Raw genomic sequence first — 19,178 nt, 5'->3', positions numbered from 1 at the left:
CCGCGGGGGTCAGCCCAGCAGGCCGCGCATCCGGCCGTAGACGCCGAGCACCCACAGCAGCAGCGGCAGCAGGGCGATCGCCGCCGCCGAGTGCAGCAGTTCCGCGGCCCTCCCCCAGTGCGGCACGAGACGGCGGCCCGGCAGGAACCAGCACAGGACGGCGAGAGCCGCCGTCAGGGCGGACAGCAACACGACGGCCAGCAGCCGCTTCCCGGCGCCGGCGTCGGCCGCGAGGGACACGATCAGCACCGCGGCGCCCCACAGGCCGGGAGCGAGCACCGCGACCCGCTGGAAGGCGTTGCCGATGCCCCGGCTGTGCAGGGCGAGCAGCAGCGCCAGGACGGCGGTGGTGACGCGGGCGGGGGTGTCGTGCTCGCGGCCCAGCGCGGTCAGGGCACCGGCGCAGACCGCGCCCACCGCCCCGTACAGGGCCGTCATCCATGCCTCGGCCCGTACCGTGCGGGTGACGAGGCGTTCGCCGGGTTCGGGGTCGATGCCCTGCTGGAGTTCCTCCGCGTTGGTCGGCAGGGGCGGCATGCGCAGGCCCGCCAGCCAGAAGGAGACACCGGGCACGCCGGCACCGAGCAGGGCGGCGGCGACGGCGACGAGCGCGGCGGCGTGCGGGGCCGGCAGGTCGAAGGCGACCATGAGGAGCCCGGCCAGCCACGCGGCGACCGCCACCACGGCGGAGGCCAGGAAGAGGCGGGCGGGCCCGGAGATGAGGATCAGGGCGAGGCCGGCGCCGGTCGCCGACGCGGCCGCCGCGGACAGCAGCCGGCTGCCGGTCGCGGCGTCTCCCGAACCGTCCGCCGCGCCCAGCAGCGGCAGCAGCCAGCCCGCGGCGCCCAGACACGGGCCCGCCATGACGGCGAGCGCGGTGGCGGTCCCGTTGTCGGCCATGGCACGACTGGCGGCCGCAGCCCCGGCCAGCAGGAGCAGGCCGAGGGCCGCGGCGACGGCCGCCCGCACGGCGACCGGTGGACCGGGGAGCGCGAGGACGACGAGGGCAGCGGCGGCGGAGCACACCAGCAGGGTGCGCAGCAGTCGGCGGGTCGCGTCCGGGGACCACTGGTGCGGGCGGTCGCGCAGGGTGCCCGCCATCCCGTCCACCACGTCGTCGAAGTGCGCCTCGGGCAGGGTCTCGACCCGGGGCCGCAGATAGAGGGTGTCGCCGTCGCGCAGGTGGAGTGACTGGGCGGTCGACTCCAGGTCCAGCGGCGCTCCGCCGAGGCGCTGGAGCACCCAGCCGCCGTGTTCGAGTCCGGACTCCTCCAGCTCGTCACCGGCGTAGCCGATGACGACGGGCAGCAGGTCGGCGATCGGGACGTCCGACGGCACGGCGAGGTCGACGGACCGCGCGGAGGTCCGGATGTTCATACGGCACAGGCCGGCTGCCGCGTTGTCGCTCACGCTCGTGCCCTTTCTTCCTTCTCGGTGGCCCGCGCCGAGGCGGGCCTGGGGGTCGCGGACGGTGGTGGCGTCGTGATCCGCGTCGTGCCCGCGCTCACCCGGGCGAGGGGGATCCGGACGCCGTCCGACTGCCCGGTCCGGGGCCGGGGCGTCCAGGAGGGCGGCGTCCCGCGCGTCGGGGAAACGCCTGTGCGAAGGCCCTCGGGTCGGGGCGCGTCCTGGCTGCCGGAGGATCGTAGGCAGGCCCGTGTGAGGGAAAACTGACCGCGGACGGGGGCGGGGTGGAGTCACGCACGGGGCCGCCGACACGGCGATGACACGTCGACCGCACGGCGACGGCACGGACACGCCCCGTGCCACCGGCACGGACACGCCCCGTGCCACCGGCCCGGACCAGCACCGTGCCACCGGCCCGGACGCGCGGAGACGACGGCCTGAACGCACGCCGAGCCAGCGGCCCTTGACGGACGAAGACGCCGACCTGAGCGCGTCGGGTGCCACCGGCTGCACTCGTCGGAGACTTGGCCCCGTACCGTCGGCCAGGACGCGCGGCGACGCCGACCGGGGCGCCCCAGTGCCACCGGCCGCACTCGGCGTCGGCTCGGGCACTTTTCACGCACTCGGCGGTGCCTACGATCCCCGGTGAGGTTCGTGGACCTGTTCCCCGACCGCCGTGGGCCTGTTCCCGACCGCCGAGGACTCCACGCCTCCGCGGCCTTCGCGCGACGTGTCCCCGGACGTGAGGCCGCCCGGTGGCGGGCGGAGCGGCCGGGAGCACGGAGCCCGGTGCGGCGACCGGTTTCGACCGACCACGGCGGTGTGCGGGGCCCGAACCGCCGGACCCACCGAAGGAGCACCGTCCCGTTGTCCGTTGAACTCTTCCGCAGACCCGCCCGCCGTCGGGGTCCCGACATGCCCCAGGGCGAGCTGGCGCTGCAGGAACCGCCGACGCTGCCGGAGGCCCAGGCCGACACGTCCGCCGTCTGGACCTTCCTGCCGATGGGCATGATGTCGGCGTCGATGCTCGTGATGTTCCTGCGGCCCGGCGAGAACTCGGTGCTGAGCTACATCGCGATGGGCATGATGATGCTGTCGATGGTGGCCATGCTGGTCGGTCAGGTGATGCGCGGCCGGGGGGAGCGCAAACTCCGGGCGAAGGGCGAACGCCGCGACTACCTGCGGTATCTGGCCCAGGTACGCCGCAAGGTCCGGCGCGCCGTCGTGGAGCAGCAGGAGGCGCTCGCCTGGCGCCATCCCGATCCCGCCGCGCTGTGGTCGATGGTGCGCACCAGCAGGCTGTGGGAACGACGGCCCACCGACGACGACTTCGCCGAGGTGCGGATCGCCGTGGGTGACCAGCGGCTCGGCGTACGGCTGAACCCCGTGTCGACGAAACCCGTCGAGGACCTCGAACCGCTCAGCGCGCACGCGCTCCGGCGGTTCATCCGCGCCTACTCGACCCTTCCGGACCAGCCCGTCGCGATCTACCTCCGGGCCTGGTCGAAGGTCCTGACCCGCGGCGACACGGACCGGGCGCGGGCGGCCGCGCGTGCCGTGGTGGCCCAGCTCGCCACCTTCCACTCCCCCGACGACCTGTGGGTGGCGCTGTGCGTGTCCGACGAGCGGCGGGCCGACTGGGAGTGGCTCAAGTGGCTGCCGCACGCCCAGCACCGGCACGACCGGGACGGCGCCGGACCCGCACGCATGGTCGCCCCCTCGGTCACGGAACTGGAGAACCTGCTCGGCGCCGAGTTCCAGGAGCGCCCCGTCTTCGACCCGGACGCGGTCCCGGGACGCGAGGAGCCGTTCACCGTCGTCGTGATCGACGGCGGCCGGGTCCCGGCGGGACACCGACTCGACGGGCAGGGCTACCGGAACTGCGTCGTCGTCGATCTCGACGGCGCACTGACCTGGCGGCCGGGCCGCACGACGCTCCGCCTGGACTTCACCGGCGCCGAGCTGCGCCTGGTGCGGACCGACCGCAGCCGGCAGGAGCAGACCACCGCGCTCGGCCGTCCCGACCGGATGGGCCCGGCCGCGGCGCGGGCGCTGGCGGCACTCCTCGCGCCGTACCGGCTGAGTCTGGGCGTCGACAGCACGGAGCCGCTCTCCTCCGACACCCAGCTGACGGCGCTCCTCGGCATCCCCGACCTGCACCGGCACGACCCGCCGGCCTACTGGGCCGGCCGCACGGGCTCCGCCGAGCGGCTGCGGGTCCCCATCGCCGTCGGCGCCGACGGAGCCCCCGTCGAACTCGACATCAAGGAGTCCGCGCAGGGCGGCATGGGCCCGCACGGCATGCTCATCGGGGCGACCGGCTCCGGCAAGAGCGAACTGCTGCGCACCCTCGTCCTGGGCCTTGCGCTGACCCATTCGTCGGAGACCCTGAACTTCGTCCTCGTCGACTTCAAGGGAGGCGCGACCTTCCTGGGCCTGGACGAACTGCCGCACACCTCCGCCGTGATCACCAACCTGGCGGACGAGGTCGCCCTCGTCGCGCGCATGCAGGACGCCCTGCACGGTGAACTGATACGCCGTCAGGAGCTGCTGCGGGCGGCGGGCAACCACACGTCCGCGCTGGAGTACGAGAAGGCACGCGCCGCGGGCGCGCCCCTGGAGCCGCTGCCCAGTCTGTTCGTCGTCGTCGACGAGTTCAGTGAACTGCTCGCGGCGCACGCCGAGTTCATGGAACTGTTCGTCATGATCGGCCGTCTGGGACGGTCACTGGGCGTACACCTGCTGCTGGCTTCCCAGCGTCTCGACGAGGGACGGATGCACCAGCTGGAGAGCCACCTGTCCTACCGCATCGGCCTGCGCACCTTCTCGGCCATGGAGAGCCGCGGCGTGCTCGGCGTCCCCGACGCCTACCACCTGCCGTCCCAGCCGGGCAGCGGGTACCTCAAGAGCGGGGTGGAGGCCCTCACCCGGTTCCGCGCCGCGTACGTCTCCGGACCCTACCGGCGGCGGCGCGGTGCGCTGGCGCGGGCCCAGGTGGCCGGACAGGTCGCGCCGTGGAGCGTGGGCTGGGTCGCGCCGCGGCAACTGCCCGAGTCGGAGGCCCGCGCGCGGGCCGAGGCGGAGGCCGCGGAGGAGGCGGCGGCCCGGAGTCTGCTCGCGACGGCCGTGGACCGGCTCAGCGGTTCGGGTCCGGCGGCGCGCCAGGTGTGGCTGCCGCCGCTCGATCTGCCGCCGACCCTCGACCAGTTGCTGCCGCCGACCGCGCCGGACGCCGAGCGGGGTCTGACCGTCCCGGCGGGCGGCGCCGCGGACGTGACGAGGGGCGCCCTGCGGGTGCCGCTCGGCATCGTCGACCGTCCCTTCGACCAGCGGCGTGACCCCCTCGTGGTGGACCTGTCCGGGGCCGGCGGTCACGTCGCCGTCGCCGGCGGCCCGCAGAGCGGCAAGTCGACCCTGGTCCGCACCCTCGTCATGGCCCTGGCCCTCACCCACACACCGCGCGAAGTGCAGTTCTACTGCCTGGACTTCGGCGGCGGCAGCCTGACCGGCCTGAGCGGGCTGCCGCACGTCGGCGGTGTGGCCGCACACGTCGACGGCGAACGGATCGGCCGGACCGTCGCCGCGGTCACCTCGCTGCTGGCCGACCGGGAACGCTTCTTCCTGGAGCACGCCATCGACTCCATGGCGACCTACCGCAAGCGGCGCGCCGCCGGTGAGTTCCCCGACGAGCCCTACGGCGACGTCTTCCTCGTCGTGGACGGCTGGGGCACGCTGCGGCAGGACCACCTCGACCATGTGACCGCCCTGTCGCAGATCGCGCTGCGCGGCCTCAACTACGGGGTGCACCTGATCGTCACCACCGCGCGCTGGGTGGAGCTCGCCGCGCAGGTGCGCGACCAGGTGGGCACGCGCCTGGAGCTGAAGATGGGCGACCCGATGGAGTCGGTGATCGACATCCGGCGGGCCCGTTCGGTCCCCCGCGTCCCCGGCCGCGGTCTGACTCCCGAGAGCAAGCTGCACTTCCTGGCCGCGCTGCCCCGCCTGGACGGCGTCCAGCGGCACGACGACCTGGCCGAGGGCGTCGCCGACGTCGTCGCGTCCGTCGCCCGGCACTGGACGCGGCCACCGGCCCCGCCCGTGCGGATGCTGCCGCTGCGGCTGCCCGCCGCCGAACTGCCGCCCGCCGAGGGCGACCTGCGGGTGGCGCTCGGTGTGGAGGAGGACGGGCTGGCCCCGGCCTGGCACGACTTCGCCGAGCACCCGCATCTCGTGGTGGTCGGTGACTCGGAGACCGGGAAGACGAACCTGCTCCGCCTGGTGGCCAAGGGCATCACCGAGCGCTACACGCCCGCGGAGGCGCGCGTGCTCGTCGTCGACTACCGCAGGGAACTGGTCGAGGCGGTGCCGCAGGAGTACCGGCTCGGCCACGCGGTCTCCGTCGACCAACTGCGCGAACTGGCCGACGGGGCGGCGCGCGCGCTGCGCACCCGTATGCCCGGCCCGGACATCGCGCCCTCGCGCATGCGGTCGCGTGACTGGTGGCAGGGACCGACCCTGTTCGTCCTCGTCGACGACTACGACCTGATCAACGCACCGCTCGGGCGCAGCCCGTTCGAACCGCTGCTGGACTTCCTCGCGCTCGGTCACGAGGTCGGCTTCCACCTCGTGGTGACCCGCTCCGCAGCCGGCGCCGGTCGCGGTCTGGGCGACCAGGTCCTGCGCCGCATGCTCGACGTGAACACGCCCGCGCTGCTGATGTCCTGCCCGCCGTCCGAGGGCTATCTGTTCGGCAGTGTGAAGCCACGCGTCCTGGTTCCGGGCCGTGCGCTGCGCATCACCCGGCGCAGGACGTTCCAGGTGCAGACCGGGCTGCTGGAGCAGGACTGAGAAACCGCGTGGGGGGGGACAGGCTCCAGCCGGTCCCCCCGCTCACCTCCCCCGGACGCGAAGCCCGAGCCTCTCTCCCGGGGCCGGCGCCCTTACGTCTGCTCGGCGGCGGCAGCGCGGCGAGCGCGCCGGGCGCGTACCGCGCCCCGTGCGGCAGCCGCCGCCAGCACGGCCGTGAGACAGACCGAGCCCACGAGCAGGGCGATCCGGCGCGGGCCGGGGTCCTCGCCCGACAGGGACACCACCACCCCGCGCCGCGGTGTCGGCTGCGGCACGGCCGCGTCGACGTGCGGTACGACCGTCAAGGCGGCGTAGGTGTCCAGGCGCGGCACGTCCGCCGGGTACGCGGTCGCGGTCAGCCTCCGCGCGGTCTCCTCCGCGCTCAGCTTCGGGTACCGGGACCGTACGAGTGCCGCGGCGCCCGCGACCTGGGCGGTGGCGAAGGACGCGCCGGTGCCGGTGAAGCTGCCCGTGCCGCGGGGCCCGGGGCCGACGACCTTGTCGCCGGGTGCGGCCAGGTCGGCCCGCACCGGTGACCGCGCGCCGTCGGGACGGCCGCCGTCGGGGCCGAAGTCCAGGACCGACAGCACGCCCTTGTCGGAGGCGGGCCAGAAGCGTGCGGGAGCCGCCGCGCGGGACGACACGGCGGCGGGTGCGTCGGGCACGGCCGCCGCGACCACCAGGCAGTCGTGCGCGGCGGCGTAGCGGACCGCCGCCGTCAACCGGGGGCTGCTCTCGGGCAGGGCCAGCGGGACGGCGATCACCCCGGCGCGGGCGTCGGCGGCCGCGCGGATGCCCGCGGCGACCCTCGCGGGGTCGGGCAGGCCCCGCGGGTCGGTGCCGCGCACGGCGAGGACCCGCGCGTCCGGGGCCACTCCCCCGAGGTCCACGCCGGCGGCGCTCTCCCGGTCCGCCGCGACGAGTCCGGCGACGAAGCTGCCGTGCCCGACGCAGTCCTCGCCCGCGTCCCCCACGGCGTCGACCCGGCCCTTGAGACCTCGGGTGCCGGGCGCGACCCCCGTGTCGACCACGGCGACGGTGACGCCCGCTCCCCGGGAGTGCTGCCGGACGGCCGGCAGGCCGAGCACGGCGTGCGTCCAGGGCACCACCGTCATCGCGGTGGGCGAGGACCGGGTGCAGGGCGCGCCGGGGCCCAGCGAGCCGGGGATGACGGGCAGCCGCACCGTCGCCCCGGAGGACGCCGCGGGGGGGTGGGGCGTCGTCGGCCGACGCCGTCGGCACGCAGCACAGGGTGAGCGCGAGGGCCCACAGTCCGCCGGGAATCGCGTGGCGGGCGCGGCGGGCGGACGGGGCGGGCGGGCGCACCCCGCACGGCTGGGAGAGGGGCATGTTCGGTGCGGTCCTTGGGTGGTCGTGGGGGCCGGGCCGGTCAGGTCGAGGACAGGTACGGCCCGGCGTGCAGGCGGGGGGCGGCGGGTCGCGGCGGGGCGTCCGTGCCGCTCTGCCGCGGGGTGTGCCGGGACAGCCGGTGCAGGGCCTCCTCGCGGGTCGGCCCGTTCCCGGTCCGGCGCACCAGCTCCTGGGCGTAGGCGCGTTCCCAGGCGTGCAGCACGAAGTGGCCCGGTGCGTGCTCGTCGAGCAGGTGCACTCCGGTCAGCGCGGCGAGCAGCGGGAGCGTCGTTCGCGGGGGCAGGCCGGCCAGGGCCGCCGCCTCGTCGGTGCGGACGCCGGGACCGGGATGCAGCGCGAGCAGCGCGAACAGCCGGGACGCGGCAGGGGCGAGCGTCCGGCAGGAGCCGTGCAGCCGCTGCCGTGCCGCCGCGCGGACGGCGTCGTCCCACGCCCGCGTGTTCGCGCCGTCCGCGATCTGCGCGGCGGCCGCTTCGAGCGCGAACGGCAGTCCCGCGCAGCGCTCCACGATCCGTGCGGTGTCCGCGGCGGCGAGGACGGCCCGGCCGCTGCCGCGGTGGGCGGTCAGCAGGTCCGTGGACTCGGCGGCCGTCAGCGGATGCAGGCGGACGCGGTGGGCCCCCTCGTCCGCGACGAGCGGCAGAAGCTGGTCGCGGCTGGTCACCAGGGTCGCGCATCCCGGCGCGCCGGGCAGCAGGGGCCGTATCTGCGTTGCGTCGCGGGCGTCGTCGAGCAGCAGCAGGGCGCGGCGGCCACTGAGTTCGCTGCGCCACAGGGCGCTGTGGGCGTCCTCGTCGTCCTTGTCACGGGGCAGCCGGTGTGGCGGTGTTCCGAGTACGGGCAGGAGGCCGCGGATGGCGTCGACGGGGGCGACGGGAGCGGCGGTGGGGGCGAAGCCGCGCAGGTCCACGCGGATCAGTCCGTCGGGGAACCGGCCCGCCAGCCGGCGGGCCACCTCGGCGGCCAGCGCGGACTTGCCGACCCCCGCCTGCCCGCAGACCACGGCGAGCAGTGGCGACTCGTGCTCCGAGGGGGCGTCGGCGGCCAGCGTCAGCAGTTCCGCGGTCTCGGCGCGCCGCCCGACGAACGGGGCCGCGGACACTGCCCCGCCGGGGGAGACGGACCGTTCGCCCCCAGCCGGCGAGCCGGGCGAGGGGTGCGTCGTGCCGTCGGCCGCCGGGCCGGACCGGGGGGCGGGCACCGGCCGTGGCCAGGGTCCGCCGACGCCCGTCGGCGCCGACGCGGCTCGCCGCGGCGGGGTGAGGGTACGGCCGCCGGCGTGGTCGGCGAGCACCCGCGCGTGGGCAGCGCGCAGTTCGGTTCCCTCGGCGACACCGGGCTCCTCGGCGAGCCGGGTCCGGGCCGCGTGGCACACGTGCAGGGCCTCGGCCTGGTGCCCCGTGGCGGACAGGGCCAGGGCGAGCCGCGCCTGCACGCCTTCGTCGAGAGGCCGACGGGCGGCGCAGCGTTCCAGCACGGGCAGGACGCGGATGGCCAGCCCGTGGCGCAGGGCGGTGTCCGCGGCCTCGCGCACGGTCGCGACGTACTCGTCCTCCAGGGCGGTGAACATACGGTGGCCGCGAGCACGGGCCGGAATCCCGGCGACGAGCGGCCCCCGCCACAACGAAGCGGCCTCGACGAACCGGGCCACGGCCTCCTGCGCGTCCTGGCTGCGGGCGGCGTCCTGCGCGTGTTCCCGCAGGCGGCGAGAGCGCGTCAGGTCGACGTCACCCGGCCCGACCGCCAGCCGGTAGCCGGCGTGGCCCCGGACGAGCAGGTGCCCCTGGGCGCGGAAGGACAGCCCCGGTTCGAGGGCGCGGCGCAGCGCGCCGATGTGCCGGTGGATCACGTTGGCGGCGCTCACCGGCGGGTTGTCTCCCCACAGCACGTCGGCGATCTCGGCGACGGCGACGGGCCGCTTCGCGCGCACCAGCAGCACCGCGAGGGTGGCGCGCTGCTGCGGCGGGCCGAGATCGAGTTCGACGCCTTCGCGCCAGGCGCGGACGGGCCCCAGTACGGAGAACGAGGTCGTCACGGAATCCGACGCCGAGACGGCATCCGACGTCGTGACGGCATCCGACGTCGTGACGGCATCCGACGTCGTGACGGCATCCGACACCGTGAGGGAATCCGCCTCGGTGACGGAATCCGACGGCGCCCCGGTCCGCGTGCTCACTGTCCGTCCTCCCGCCGCGCGGCTCTCACTCCAGGCGCCACTTCTGGTTCTGGGTGCCCGCGCACGTCCACAGCTGGAGCCGGCTGCCGTTGCCGGTCTGCTCGTTCTTCACGTCGACGCATTTGTCCGCCCGGACGTTGACGAGGTCACCGGCGGCCGTGAGCTTGAACTTCTGGGCCCAGCCGCCGTTGCAGTCGGCCACCTGGATCGCGGCCCCGTCGCTCGCCGAGGCCCAGGCGACGTCCATGCACAGACCGAGCGAGCGCAGCGAACCGTCGGAGTAGAAGGACCACTTCTGCCATGCGGCGCCGCTGCAGTCCCAGACCTGGAGCGGGGTTCCGTCGGCGGCCGCGCCGTCCGTGACGTCCGCGCAGCGGCCGGACGCCTCGCTCGTCAGCGCGCCGGCCGCCCGCACGGTCGGCCCGTCGGCGGTGTCCGTCCGGGCCGCCTTCCCGGTGGTGGACTTGACGGGTTTGCCGCCGCCGGACGCCGGTGCCCCCGCGGCGCCCTGGTGCGTGGCCGACGGGGAACCGGTGTGCGCGGGCACGGCGGGCTTCCCCGCTTTCGTGAGGGACTTGTCCGGTGCCGCGGCCGCGCCCTTGCCGGGCCGGGCCGGCGAGGAGGCGCCGGGCGAGCCGGACGGCGCCGTCGCGGGGGCGGCGCCCGGAACGCCGCCCGTGCCGTCGCCGTCCTGCGTGAAGTCTCCCTGGGCCGAACCGGAGGCGCGGGACCCGGACTTGTCGCCGTCCGAACCGACCAGCAGCACACAGCTTCCGGCCACCAGCAGGGCGAGCAGCGAGACGCCGATCACCGACTCCCGCGAGAGCCGGCGACCGCCTTCGGGGGGGTCGCGGTCGTCGCCCTCCTCGGTGGTCGCGGCGAGCGCGTCCGGTTCGGCGGTGCGCGCGCTCTCGGCGCGTCCCTCCGACGGTTCGCCGCGGCCCGTGCCGGAGCCGGTGTCGGCGTCCCGCCCGACCGTCGCCGTCCGCTCCGGGGCGCCGACGGCCGGGTCCCGCGACCCGTCCGTCCCGGGTTCGGTGAGGGGGGCGGCGGTGCGCGGCAGGACGTCCGCGGACGTGGGCACGGTGTCCGGGCCGCCTGCGGGCGCGTCGTCCCCGTGCGGGGGGTCACCGTCCGGCTCCTCGGTCCGCACCGGGGCGGCGGCCGCGCGGACCGGTGCCTGGTCGGGGGTCGCGCCGCCCAGGGGCTGCGCGGCAGCGGCCTCGGGGCCCGGCTGCGGGGCCTCGTCAGGTTGCCCGGCGGTGTCCGCGTCCGGTGCTTCCCGGGTCGCCACGGCGAGGTCGCCGGACGGGGACGAGGTCGTGTCCCCGGGGCGTCGTGTTCCCCCGCGCGTCATAGTCCACTCTCCTGGATGAGGCCCTGATCAACGATGTGGGCAGCCCGGACCCGCGCACGTGACGCGTGCGACCTCGTCCGACCGGCGACCGGGCGAGCCCGCCCTGCGAGTGAGCCTAGGCAGGCCCAGTGACCGGAAACTGACCCTCGCCGTCCCGACCGGGGCGCCGGTTCTGTTCATCGGCGCGGCGGCGCCCGACGAGCGGACGGCGGTGGCCGCCCACCGCGCACCGGCACCGGCACGGCCCGAACAGATGAAATAGTCGGAAAGGGGGGAATGACCGGAACGGGCGGCACGGCTGAAACGGACGGCATGGCCGGCACCGACGGCACCGACGGCACCGCAGGGCTCGCGGTCCCGGTCGCGAGGGCGGACAGCATGTCGGCCGCGCCCCGGCAGGGCGGGACGGCTTCCCGACGGCGGGGGCGCGCGGCCGGTCCCCCGCCGCCGCGGTGGGCGGGGAGCGACGGCCCGGGACCGTACGGTCGCCCCGGCTCGGGGCCGGACGAGCCGGACGCGTCCGGCGGCTCGGCCGCGTCGGCGGACGCGTGCCCCGGTGCGGGCGAGACGTCCACCCGGGGGTCCTCGGGGCGCCGTGCGCCAAGGGCGGGCTCGGCTTCGCACACCCCGTCGTCGACCGCGGCACGGGTCTCCTCGACCAGCGCCGCGAGCGGGAAGGCCGGTACGGTCAGGGCGCGGGCGGCGACGGAGGCCAGCGTCGACGGAAGTCCCCGGGTCAGCCCGATGAGCGTGGCGACCGCGCTCTCCCCGGCCGTGACCCGTTCCGCCCCGAGCCGGGCGACGAGGAACTCGCGTGCTTCGGCGGCGTCGAAGGGTTCGAGGCCGACATGGCGCACCGGGTGCGGGCCGCCCGCCGCCTCCCGCATCGACGCACGGCTCGTGACGACGGCGAGACACCCCGGGGCCGCGGGCAGCAGGTCCGCGATCTGTGCGGCGTCGCGGGCGTCGTCGAGGAGGACCAGGACACGGCGACCCGCCAGCGCCTGCTGATAACGCCGAGCCAGGTCGTCCGCGGGGATGTCGTCCGGTGCGACACCGAGGGCGCGCAGGAACCCGCTCAGCACCACCGCGGGATCGGCGGGCGGTCCGTCAGGGGCGTGGCCCCGCAGGTTCGCGTGGAGCCGGCCGTCGGGGAACCGGCCGGCCGCTCGGTGCGCCCAGTGCAGGGCGAGCGCGGTCTTGCCGACGCCCGCGGGCCCTGTGAGGACGATCGTCCCGGCCGGTCCGCCCCCGGTGCCGTCCGGATCGGGCAGCGATGCGTGCGTCCGTCGCCTGCGGATGAAGACCCGTGGCCCGGCGGGGAGTTGTGCGGGTACCGGCCACGAGGCCGGTGGTGCGGGGGGCCGCGGCGAGGCGGCGGACGGAGCGGGGCTGTCGACGGGCTGCGGGGTCGACTCGGCGGCCGGGGGGAGGTGTTCCTCGGCGGCCGAGGTCGTGGCGGAGCGCGGTGCGAGCACGTGCCGGGCCGCGGCACGCAGTTCCGGTCCGGGTTCGATGCCCAGGCCGTGCGCGAGGCGGCTCTTCACCGCATGGAAGGCGCGCAGTGCTTCCGGCGCCCGGCCCGTCGCCACGAGGGCGCTCAGCAGACGCGCGTGCAACGGCTCGTCCAGGGGGCGTTCGGCGGTGCAGCGGCGCAGGGGGCCGAGGAGTTCACCGATCAGGCCGCAGTGCTGCGCGGCGTCCGCCGCCTCCTTGACCACGGCGTGGCGCTCGCGGTCCAGCGCCTGGAAGACGGGAACCGTCGTCGCCGACCGCGGAAGCCCGTCGAGCGGATGCCCCTGCCACAGCGCCAGGGCCCGCAGATACGTCGTCACTCCTCGCCGGGTGAGGCCATCGTCGCACAGGCGACGGGCGTCCTGGGCCAGCGCCCGGAAGCGCAGCAGATCGAGGGAGTCCCCGTCGACCTCCATCCGGTAGCCGCCGGCGCCGCGCACCAGCAGACCACCGGAGGTCCGCGACGGAAGGCCGGGGTCCAGGATCCTGCGCAGCGCGCCGACGTACCGGTACACCAGCGTCTGCGCGCTGACCGGTGGTTCCTCGCCCCAGAGCGCGTCGACGATCCGCTCGACCTCCCATGGCTGCCCGGGGGAGGCGAGCAGCAGCGTCAACAGGGCCCGCTGCAGGGGTGTACCGAGGTCCACGGGCACGCCGTCGCGGTGGACGCGGACCTGCCCGAGGACACGGAACCGCAGTCCGCGCTCGTCGGACACGGGTCGGCTCTCACGGAGCGCTGCGTCACCCATGGGCGGGCACGCGCTCGTGACGGGGGACGGAAGTGCCGCGCAGCGCACGTCGCTTGGAGCCTCGCACGGTTCGTCCGGCGGGCTCGGGGACGTCGCGGGTGCCGGAGCTCCGCACGCGGAACAGGGCGGTGCCGTCCGGTGAACGGCTGTCCCGGTGACAGACCATGTGTACAGCTCCGAGCGAGGTCGATCCGTGCGAGAGGGCATCGTCGTCCTGGGCCACGGCCGAGCCGGCCGGGCTGGGCCGCGCCTCGTGGTGTCCGTGGACGCCACGGGGCGGCGGGGCGTGGTGATGCCGGCGCCAAGAATCCCGCACGAATGTCGGGAACTTGTTTGATTCCTGTCGGGGTCCGGTGCGGTGTGCCGACTTCCGTGGTCCAGGCGGAGACCGGCGCTCCGCTCTCCCTACGATGGCCCCCATGTGTGCGTATGTTGTGCTCGCCGACGACGATCCGAAACAAGCCGATCTCATCCGCCTGTACCTGGAGCGAGAAGGCCACACGGTGGACGTCGTCCACGACGGGCGGGCCGCGCTGGACCAGATCCGGCGGCGCATGCCCGATCTCGTCGTGCTGGACTGGATGATGCCGCGCGTGGACGGCCTGGACGTGTGCCGTGTGCTGCGCCGGGAGTCCGAGGTACCCGTCCTGATGCTCACCGCGCGAGCGGAGGAGGACGACCTGCTGCTCGCCCTCGACCTGGGGGCCGACGACTACATGACCAAACCCTGCAGCCCGCGGGAGCTGGTCGCCCGTGTCCGCACCCTGCTCAGACGCGCCGGCCACGCGGCGGCCACCGGTGCCGGGGCGGACGCCGTCCGGTCGGGCGGGGCCGCGTTCCGGGCGTCCGACCCGGTACACGTGGTGGGTTCGCTCGTCGTGGACCCGGCCCGGTTCGAGGTGCGGGTGGAGGGACGGCTGGTCGACTGCACGCCGGGCGAGTTCCGCGTGCTCGAAGTGCTGGCCTCGGCTCCGGGCCGGGTGTTCACCAGGAGGCAGATCCTGGAGCATCTGCACGGCATCGACCGCTACGTCACCACCCGCACGGTCGACGGACATGTCATGAACCTGCGCCGCAAGATCGAACGTGATCCCGCCAGGCCCGAGCGCCTGCTGACGGTCTACGGCGTCGGCTACAAGGCCGCCGAACCCTGCTCCGCGGCGGAGCCGGACGACGCGGCCGGTGCCCGTGCGCGGTGACATGCTCCCGCGTGGGAGCCTGCGTTCACGCCTGCTGGTGATGTCCGTGCTGGTGTCGCTCTGCTCGATCGTCGCCACCGCCTGGCTCGTCGTCAGCGTCACCGCGGTCGCCATCGGGCGTGAGCGCGGTCAGGCCATCACGGACGACGCCCGGGTGTACGACACGCTCCTCGGGTTCGCCGCGACGCACCCCGACTGGCGGGGTGTCGAGCCGACGGTCCGTGACCTGGCGCGGGAGACCGGTCGCCGGATCACCCTCACCGACGAGAACCGCCGCGTGCTGGCGGACTCCGACCAGGGGGGCCGTGCGGCGGCCAGGTCGCTTCCCGACACACCGTCGGCGACCGTCGACGCGCTCGCCGTGGACCCCACGCTCGTCGCCCGCCGCGGCAGCGGGCCGTCCGAGGGCATCGATCCGCGGGCCGTGGGACCCTTCCGGCTGACCGGCCGGGAGAAGGCGGACCTCGACACCATCGCGACCCGGGTCGCGGACTGTTTCCGCGACGGCCCCGTGGCGGCCGACGTCGATGTCGTGCACGCTCCGAGCGGCCGCCCGGAGGTCTGGCTCGACGGCCGGGTCCTGGACGTCGGCGACCGGTGCGAGGTCGACGACCTGCTCGAACGCACACCCACCGAGTCCCGGGCGCTCGCCCAGCTCGGCAAGCTCGTCAACAGGTGCCTCGCCGACCGGCACGCCTCCCCCGTGCGGCTCTTCGACAACCTGACCTGGACGCCCGCCACCGCCCGCGGCGCGCCGAACAGCCGTGCGGTGACGGCCTGCCTCTCCGAGGCGTCACGGGACCAGCTCGACCCGTATGTGGCCCCCGCGGCCCTGCTGTTCGCCACCGCCCCCGAACGGAAGATCGCGACCTTCTTCGATCTGTCCGACGCCAACCGCATGCGGATCGCCGGGGTCACCGCCGCGGTGCTGCTCATCACGGTGACCGTCACCTTCGTCGCCGGCACCCGCATGGTCAGGCCGCTGCGCGCGCTGACCGGCGCGGCCGAGCGGATGGCCGAGGGGGACGAGGACGCCCAGGTCGAGGTGAGCGGCCGCGACGAGTTCGGCAAACTCGCCGCGGCGTTCAACCTCATGTCACGCAGACGCCGCGAACTGGAGCAACTGCGGCGGGCGTTGGTCAGCGACGTGGCCCACGAGCTGCGCACCCCGCTCAGCAACGTCCGCGGCTGGCTGGAAGCCGTCGAGGACGGCGTCGTCCCGGCGGACAAGCGCCTCATCTCCTCGCTGCTGGAGGAGGCGCTGCTCCTGCAGCACATCATCGACGACCTGCGCGACCTCGCGGCGGCCGACGCCGGTGCGCTGCGGGTGCACCCGGAGGACGTGGACGCGGCCGCGCTGCTCGCCCAGGTCGGGCGCGCCCACCAGGGCAGCGCCGGCGCCGCGGGAGTGAAGCTGGTGTGGACCGCGCACGACCGTCCGTCGCTGCGCGCCGACTCCGTCCGGCTGCGCCAGGCGATCGGGAACCTCGTGTCCAACGCGATCCGGCACACGCCCGAGGGCGGCACCGTCTCCCTGTCCGTCCGCGCCCGGGGGGACCAGGTGCTGTTCAGTGTCGAGGACACCGGCTCCGGCATCAGCGAGGAGGACCTGTCCAAGGTGTTCGACCGTTTCTGGCGGGCGGAGAAGTCGCGCAGCCGGCAGGGCGGGGGAAGCGGTCTGGGGCTGTCCATCGTCCGCAAGCTCGTCGAGGCGCACGGCGGCACGGTGCACGCCTCCAGCGTGCTCGGCGAGGGATCGGTCTTCACGCTCGGGCTGCCCGGCCCGTCGGCCGGACAGCCCGAGCCCCGGCTCACGTCCTCGACGTCCCGTCGTCGGCCCGCGGGGCGGACGGGAGCCACGGACACGACCTGAGCCGGCTCCGGGGCCGCGGTCAGCCCGCCGCCCCGGCACCGGCCGGGCCGGCCGGGTACAGGTAGCGGTCGGCGGGCATCCGCGTGCCGTGCGCCCAGGCGTCGACGCCGACCCCGGTTGGGTGGGCGGTGGCCGCACGGACACCGAAGCCGGACCGGACCCACAACGGTTGCGAACCGTTTCCCGACACACGGCGCGGACCATCAACCGCATGAACCACTTCGACCTCACGCGCCGCCACCGTGTGCTCGGCGCCACCGTCCTCGTCTGTGGCGCCCTTCTGCTCACCGGCTGCGGCGGTTCGGACGACGCGGACGGCAAGGGACCGGCACAGCGGGACGTGGCGTCCCTGCACGACGACGGCGACGCCCCCGCGAGCAGGGCGACCGACCGGGCCACGCCGCCCTCCGACAACGACCGTCCCCAACTGCGGCTCGACAGCTCGGAGGAGGAGAAGAACCGCTACTGGCACATCTACGCCATGTGTCTCAAGGACCACGGCCACAGGATGCTTCCGGCACGCGGACCGGACTCCGTCGACGACACCGACCACAGCGCCACGGCCAAGGCCGCCACCAAAGCATGCGCGAACAAAATCCCGCTGCAGCCACCGGAGATGGACGAGGCGACGAACCCGCACTACGACGAGGACTACCGCGCCTACGTGAAGTGCCTGAACCGCAAAGGTCTCAAGGTCACCGCGCTGCCCGACAACTCCGGCTGGACCTACGACGGCAAGAACACGATGAGCGCCGCCGAGCAGAGCGCCGTCGACAACAGCTGCACTCTGGAGGCGTTCGGTGGCAAGGCCGGCTAAAGGCGTCGTCGTCGCGCTGAGCGTCCTGCTGGTCGCCGGTGCCACGGGCGGAGGTGCCTGGGTGTGGCACGACACACGGACCGCGGCGGACCCGGCGGCCGCCTCCCCCGGCCGCGCGCGGACCGCCACCGTGACACGGACCGACCTGTCCGACAGCCGCACTCTGCCGGGCACCCTCGGCTTCGGGGCCCCGCACGTGCTCAAGGGCACCGGGAAAGGTGTCGTGACGCGGCTGCCGAAGCCCGGCGCACGGGCGGTCAGGGGCAAGGCGCTGTACCGGATCGACGACCGGCCCGTCCCCGTCCTCTTCGGTGACACACCGGTCTTCCGTGAACTCGCCAAGACGGGCGTGCGCGGCCACGACGTGAGCGTCCTCGGGGACAACCTGCGGGCTCTCGGCTACGACACCGGTCCGGCGGTCGTCGCCAGGGGCACCGGCGGCGACGAGGAGGGCGAGGAGTTCACCCAGGCGCTCGCCGCCGCTCTCGAACGGTGGCAGCACGACACCGGACAGGACGCCACCGGCACCCTGGTCCCCGGCCGGGTCGCGGTCCTGCCGGGCCCGGTGCGCGTCGACTCGGTCCAGGCGCAGCCGGGCGACCCGGCCGACGGCGCACTGCTCACCTACACCTCCGCCGCCAAGAGCGTCACCGTCGCGATGGAGGCGACCGACGTGGGCACCGTCAAGGCGGGCGACGGCGCCGCCATCACCCTGCCGGACGGCAGGACGATCCGCGGCACCGTCAGGACGCTCGGCCGCACCGTGCAGGGCGGCGCCGCCGAGGGGTCCGCGCCGCAGACCGGACCGGCCACCATCGACGTGACGGTGGCCCCGAACCGGGCGAAGGACGTGCGGAACCTGGACGCGGCAGCCGTGCAGGTGCGTTTCGACACCACCACGCGCAAGGGCGTGCTCGCCGTGCCCGTGAGCGCGCTGGTCGCCCTGCGGGAGGGCGGCTACGCCGTACAGCGCCCCGACGGCACGCTGATCGCGGTGACGACGGGCATGTTCGCGGGCGGTCTGGTCGAGGTGGGCGGCAAGGGAGTCACGGCCGGCACCAAGGTCGTGACGGCGTCATGAACCGCTCCTCCGCTCGCTCGGCCGCGACTCCCCTCACCACGGCCCCCGTTCTCCTCGTCGACGACGTCTCCAAGAACCACCCCGGCGGTGTCACGGCCCTGGACCGTGTCTCGCTCCGCGTCGACGAGGGCGAACTCGTCGCGATCGTGGGCCCGTCAGGATCGGGCAAGTCGACGCTGCTGCACATCATGGGCACCCTGGACCGGCCGACGACCGGCACCGTCCACGTCGCAGGACACGACGCCTCCGCGCTGGGCGACCGTCACCTCTCGGCGCTGCGCGCGCGTCTGCTGGGCTTCGTCTTCCAGCACTTCCACCTCACCGACGGACTCGACGCCACGGAGAACGTGGCCACCGGCCTGCTCTACGCCGGGGTCCCCCGGCGAGGCCGGCGGTCCCTCGCACGGGAGGCACTGGCCAGGGTGGGCCTCGACCACCGCCGCTCCCACCTTCCCCGGCAGCTGTCCGGGGGTGAGCGCCAACGCGTGGCCATCGCGCGCGCCCTGGTCAACCGTCCCGCGCTCGTGCTGGCCGACGAGCCGACGGGCGCCCTGGACGCGGCCAACGGGGAGACCGTGCTGAATCTGCTCGTCGAACTCAACGCACAGGGCACGACCATCGCCCTCATCACCCACGACCGCGACATCGCGGCCCGTCTCCCCCGCCGGGTGGAACTGCGCGACGGCCGCGTCACGGCCGACGTCACCAGAGCGGGGAGCGCCGCATGAAGCACAGGCCGAAAGGCGGGGAGCGCCGCATGAAGCACGGGCCGAAAGACGCGGAGC

The 19,178-nt window shown here is 75.0% G+C and carries 11 protein-coding genes; 6 read left to right on the top strand and 5 right to left on the bottom strand.

The features are described 5' to 3' along the window. Positions 1-9: 9 nt before the first annotated feature. Positions 10-1,410: a type VII secretion integral membrane protein EccD gene (gene eccD, locus GSY65_RS33090; RefSeq protein WP_159775422.1), complete on the bottom strand. Its 1,401-nt coding sequence runs from the start codon at positions 1,408-1,410 to the stop codon at positions 10-12. A gap of 864 nt (positions 1,411-2,274) precedes the next feature. Here eccD and eccCa point away from each other — a divergent pair. Next, a complete protein-coding gene (gene eccCa, locus GSY65_RS33085; protein WP_201452750.1) occupies positions 2,275-6,255 on the top strand; it encodes a type VII secretion protein EccCa in 3,981 nt (1,326 codons plus the stop codon). A gap of 92 nt (positions 6,256-6,347) precedes the next feature. Here eccCa and GSY65_RS33080 read toward each other — a convergent pair whose 3' ends face one another. The 4 genes from GSY65_RS33080 to GSY65_RS33065 all read right to left on the bottom strand — a co-directional run bounded on the left by GSY65_RS33080 (position 6,348) and on the right by GSY65_RS33065 (position 13,390). Beyond that, positions 6,348-7,439: a S8 family serine peptidase gene (locus tag GSY65_RS33080; RefSeq protein WP_236580165.1), complete on the bottom strand. Its 1,092-nt coding sequence runs from the start codon at positions 7,437-7,439 to the stop codon at positions 6,348-6,350. A gap of 206 nt (positions 7,440-7,645) precedes the next feature. After that, positions 7,646-9,661 carry an AfsR/SARP family transcriptional regulator gene (locus GSY65_RS33075; RefSeq protein WP_159775420.1) on the bottom strand — a complete coding sequence of 672 codons (2,016 nt, stop codon included), beginning with the start codon at positions 9,659-9,661 and terminating at the stop codon, positions 7,646-7,648. A 166-nt stretch (positions 9,662-9,827) separates the two neighbouring features. Then, complete coding sequence (locus GSY65_RS34215) at positions 9,828-11,159, bottom strand: RICIN domain-containing protein (RefSeq protein ID WP_236580164.1); 1,332 nt, start codon at positions 11,157-11,159, stop codon at positions 9,828-9,830. 176 nt (positions 11,160-11,335) lie between these two features. Continuing rightward, positions 11,336-13,390: an AfsR/SARP family transcriptional regulator gene (locus GSY65_RS33065; protein ID WP_159775418.1), complete on the bottom strand. Its 2,055-nt coding sequence runs from the start codon at positions 13,388-13,390 to the stop codon at positions 11,336-11,338. 452 nt (positions 13,391-13,842) lie between these two features. On the opposite strand from GSY65_RS33065, the gene GSY65_RS33060 reads away from it, so the two are divergent. The 5 genes from GSY65_RS33060 (at position 13,843) to GSY65_RS33040 (ending at position 19,121) form a co-directional block, all read left to right on the top strand. Then, a complete protein-coding gene (locus GSY65_RS33060) occupies positions 13,843-14,622 on the top strand; it encodes a response regulator transcription factor (protein WP_159775416.1) in 780 nt (259 codons plus the stop codon). A gap of 1 nt (position 14,623) precedes the next feature. Beyond that, complete coding sequence (locus tag GSY65_RS33055; RefSeq protein WP_159775414.1) at positions 14,624-16,495, top strand: HAMP domain-containing sensor histidine kinase; 1,872 nt, start codon at positions 14,624-14,626, stop codon at positions 16,493-16,495. Positions 16,496-16,706: 211 nt separating this feature from the next. After that, on the top strand, positions 16,707-17,312 hold the full coding sequence (locus GSY65_RS33050) for a hypothetical protein (protein WP_159775412.1): 606 nt from the start codon (positions 16,707-16,709) through the stop codon (positions 17,310-17,312). Further along, positions 17,296-18,393, top strand: a complete 1,098-nt coding sequence (locus GSY65_RS33045; RefSeq protein WP_159775410.1) for a hypothetical protein — start codon at positions 17,296-17,298, stop codon at positions 18,391-18,393. Before GSY65_RS33050 ends, GSY65_RS33045 begins: the two co-directional genes overlap by 17 nt. Next, the gene (locus GSY65_RS33040; RefSeq protein ID WP_159775408.1) at positions 18,390-19,121 is read left to right on the top strand and encodes an ABC transporter ATP-binding protein; all 732 of its coding nucleotides are present in this window, start codon (positions 18,390-18,392) and stop codon (positions 19,119-19,121) included. Before GSY65_RS33045 ends, GSY65_RS33040 begins: the two co-directional genes overlap by 4 nt. Positions 19,122-19,178: the final 57 nt, after the last annotated feature.

The organism is Streptomyces sp. HM190 (assembly GCF_009857135.1).
In the GTDB taxonomy this organism is placed as follows: Bacteria; Actinomycetota; Actinomycetes; order Streptomycetales; family Streptomycetaceae; genus Streptomyces; species Streptomyces heilongjiangensis.
This window is presented reverse-complemented; position numbering and strand designations above follow the sequence as displayed.

Coding starts and splice junctions, on each gene's coding strand:
- GSY65_RS33040 (WP_159775408.1), top strand. CDS start 18,390: ATGAACCGCTCCTCCGCTCGCTCGGCCGCGACTCCCCTCACCACGGCC.
- GSY65_RS33050 (WP_159775412.1), top strand. CDS start 16,707: ATGAACCACTTCGACCTCACGCGCCGCCACCGTGTGCTCGGCGCCACC.
- GSY65_RS33060 (WP_159775416.1), top strand. CDS start 13,843: ATGTGTGCGTATGTTGTGCTCGCCGACGACGATCCGAAACAAGCCGAT.
- GSY65_RS33055 (WP_159775414.1), top strand. CDS start 14,624: ATGCTCCCGCGTGGGAGCCTGCGTTCACGCCTGCTGGTGATGTCCGTG.
- GSY65_RS34215 (WP_236580164.1), bottom strand. CDS start 11,159: ATGACGCGCGGGGGAACACGACGCCCCGGGGACACGACCTCGTCCCCG.